The sequence below is a fragment of the Lactobacillus kalixensis DSM 16043 genome, from assembly GCF_001434335.1.
GTDB lineage: Bacteria > Bacillota > Bacilli > Lactobacillales > Lactobacillaceae > Lactobacillus > Lactobacillus kalixensis.
The window spans coordinates 1-3,521 of record NZ_AZFM01000062.1; the positions used below are offsets into that span (position 1 = coordinate 1).

The window sequence follows — 3,521 nt, forward strand, 5'->3', positions numbered from 1 at the left end:
AGAAGAAGTCAGCGGAGTACGGAAGCACACTGAAGAAACTTTGTTTAGTTTTGAGGGTACTATCTCAAAACGAAGGAATACGCCAAGCGTAAAGTCGGGCCTATAGCTCAGCTGGTTTAGAGCGCACGCCTGATAAGCGTGAGGTCGATGGTTCAAGTCCATTTAGGCCCATTGACATAGCTTTAAAAAAGAGATAGAGTTATGTGGAGCCTGAGAGGGCGAAAAAAGTAAATAAAATTGGGGGCTTAGCTCAGTTGGGAGAGCACCTGCTTTGCACGCAGGAGGTCATCGGTTCGAACCCGTTAGCCTCCATTGGACCGAGAGGTCCGATGAGTTAGTACATTGAAAACTGAATATAATCCAAGAAAAAACCGAGACAATCATTGAACAGATTGTAGAGCGACCGAGAAGAGAGATCTTGAGTAAGGTCAAGTAGAAAAGGGCGCACGGTGAATGCCTGGGCACTAGAAGCCGATGAAGGACGTGACAAACTACGAAAAGCTTCGGGGAGTTGTAAGTAAACTAAGATCCGGAGGTATCCGAATGGGGGAACCCGGTGCAGGAGATGCATCATTTATTGCTGTTAAGGTAATAAAAGGAAGACGCAGTGAACTGAAACATCTAAGTAGCTGCAGGAAGAAAAAGAAAAATCGATTTCCGTAGTAGCGGCGAGCGAAGAGGAAAGAGCCCAAACCTAATGATTTATCATTGGGGGTTGTAGGACTGCGACGTGGCAGTTAAGAGGATAGTTGAATTATCTGGGAAGGTAAGCCAGAGAGGGTGAGAGCCCCGTAAGCGAAATCCGAATAACGCCTAGCAGGATCCTGAGTAGGCCGGGACACGAGGAATCCCGGTTGAAACAGCGAGGACCATCTCGTAAGGCTAAATACTAACTAGTGACCGATAGTGAACCAGTACCGTGAGGGAAAGGTGAAAAGAACCCCGGAAGGGGAGTGAAAGAGAACCTGAAACCGTGTGCCTACAAGTAGTCAAAGCACATTAAAGTGTAATGGCGTGCCTTTTGTAGAATGAACCGGCGAGTTACGTTAAATAGCGAGGTTAAGTGAGAAAAGACGGAGCCGCAGCGAAAGCGAGTCTTAATAGGGCGAAAAGTTGTTTGACGTAGACCCGAAACCAAGTGACCTACCCATGACCAGGTTGAAGGTGCGGTAAAACGCACTGGAGGACCGAACCCACGTAAGTTAAAAATTGCGGGGATGAGTTGTGGGTAGCGGTGAAATTCCAAACGAACTTGGAGATAGCTGGTTCTCTCCGAAATAGCTTTAGGGCTAGCCTCGTGGAGAGGATAATGGAGGTAGAGCTCTGTTTGGACTAGGGGCCCGTCAGGGGTTACTGAATCCAGATAAACTGCGAATTCCATATATCTATACACGGGAGTCAGACTGCGAGTGATAAGATCCGTAGTCGAAAGGGAAACAGCCCAGATCACCAGTTAAGGTCCCCAAATCTATGCTAAGTGGAAAAGGATGTGGAGTTGCGTAGACAACTAGGACGTTGGCTCAGAAGCAGCCATCATTCAAAGAGTGCGTAATAGCTCACTAGTCGAGTGGCGCTGCGCCGAAAATTTACCGGGGCTAAGCATAGTACCGAAACTGTGGATGTGTTTTAAAGAGCACGTGGTAGGAGAGCGTTCTAAGAGCGGAGAAGGTTAACCGAGAGGATAATTGGAGCGCTTAGAAGTGAGAATGCCGGTATGAGTAGCGAAAGATAGGTGAGAATCCTATCCGCCGGAAGACTAAGGTTTCCTGGGGCAGGCTCGTCCGCCCAGGGTAAGTCGGGACCTAAGGCAAGGCCGAGAGGCGTAGTCGATGGATAACAGGTAGAGATTCCTGTACTGCGTTGAATCGATATGAGCGAAGGAGGGACGCAGGAGGCTAAGCACGCATGGCGCTGGAAGCCATGTTTAAGCGTCAAGTATTAAAGTGAGTCAAATGCTTGCTTTTAAAAGTACAAGGCGCGAATAGGAGCGAAGCAAAGTAGCGAAGGTGCTGATGTCACACTGCCAAGAAAAGCTTCTAGCCAGAGACAACGTACCCGTACCGCAAACCGACACAGGTAGTCAAGTGGAGAACACTAAGGTGAGCGAGAGAACTCTCGTTAAGGAACTCGGCAAAATGACCCCGTAACTTCGGGAGAAGGGGTGCTGGTGGAAACATCAGCCGCAGTGAATAGGCCCAAACAACTGTTTATCAAAAACACAGGTATCTGCAAAGTCGTAAGACGACGTATAGGTGCTGACACCTGCCCGGTGCTGGAAGGTTAAGAGGAATGCTTAGCGTAAGCGAAGGTATGAATTGAAGCCCCAGTAAACGGCGGCCGTAACTATAACGGTCCTAAGGTAGCGAAATTCCTTGTCGGGTAAGTTCCGACCTGCACGAAAGGTGTAATGATTTGGGCACTGTCTCAACGAGAGACTCGGTGAAATTATAATACCCGTGAAGATGCGGGTTACCCGCGACAGGACGGAAAGACCCCATGGAGCTTCACTGTAGCTTGATATTGAGTATCTGTTAAACATGTACAGGATAGGTAGGAGCCTAAGAAGGTAGGACGCTAGTTTTACTGGAGGCAATGTTGGGATACTACCCTTGTTTGATGGATGCTCTAACCTCGGCGTGTCAGCCACGTCAGGGACAGTGTCAGGCAGGCAGTTTGACTGGGGCGGTCGCCTCCTAAAGTGTAACGGAGGCGCCCAAAGGTTCCCTCAGAATGGTTGGAAATCATTCGCAGAGTGTAAAGGTATAAGGGAGCTTGACTGCGAGAGAGACAACTCGAGCAGGGACGAAAGTCGGGCTTAGTGATCTGGTGGTACCGCATGGAAGGGCCATCACTCAACGGATAAAAGCTACCCTGGGGATAACAGGCTTATCTCCCCCAAGAGTTCACATCGACGGGGAGGTTTGGCACCTCGATGTCGGCTCGTCGCATCCTGGGGCTGAAGTCGGTCCCAAGGGTTGGGCTGTTCGCCCATTAAAGCGGCACGCGAGCTGGGTTCAGAACGTCGTGAGACAGTTCGGTCCCTATCCGTCGTGGGCGTAGGAAATTTGAGAGGAGCTGTCCTTAGTACGAGAGGACCGGGATGGACGCACCGCTGGTGTACCAGTTGTCTTGCCAAAGGCATCGCTGGGTAGCTATGTGCGGAAGGGATAAGCGCTGAAAGCATCTAAGTGCGAAGCCCCCCTCAAGATGAGATTTCCTTTGCATAAAGCAGTAAGACACCTCAGAGACGATGAGGTAGATAGGCTGGGAGTGGAAGTTCTGTGAAGAATGGAGCGGACCAGTACTAATCAGTCGAGGACTTGACCAAAGCGAAGCAAGAAGAGAGATGAAGGTTTTTTCGAAGGGATTATATTTAGTTTTGAGTGTAAAAGCTCAAGAAGAGTACGGTGGCGATAGCAAGAAGGATACACCTGTTCCCATGCCGAACACAGAAGTTAAGCTTCTTAACGCCGAGAGTAGTTGGTGGGAGACTGCCTGCGAGGGTAGGCAGCTGCCGTGCT

At 49.6% G+C, this 3,521-nt stretch carries 2 tRNA genes and 2 rRNA genes; all 4 read left to right on the forward strand.

The features are described from left to right. Nucleotides 1-96 precede the first annotated feature (96 nt). Nucleotides 97-171 (forward strand) — tRNA-Ile (locus FC46_RS09565). 68 nt (nucleotides 172-239) lie between these two features. Next, nucleotides 240-312: transfer RNA gene (locus FC46_RS09570), tRNA-Ala, on the forward strand. 114 nt (nucleotides 313-426) lie between these two features. After that, nucleotides 427-3,328 (forward strand): 23S ribosomal RNA (locus FC46_RS09575). 75 nt (nucleotides 3,329-3,403) lie between these two features. After that, nucleotides 3,404-3,520 (forward strand): 5S ribosomal RNA (gene rrf / locus FC46_RS09580). The last annotated feature ends 1 nt before the right edge of the window (nucleotide 3,521 follow it).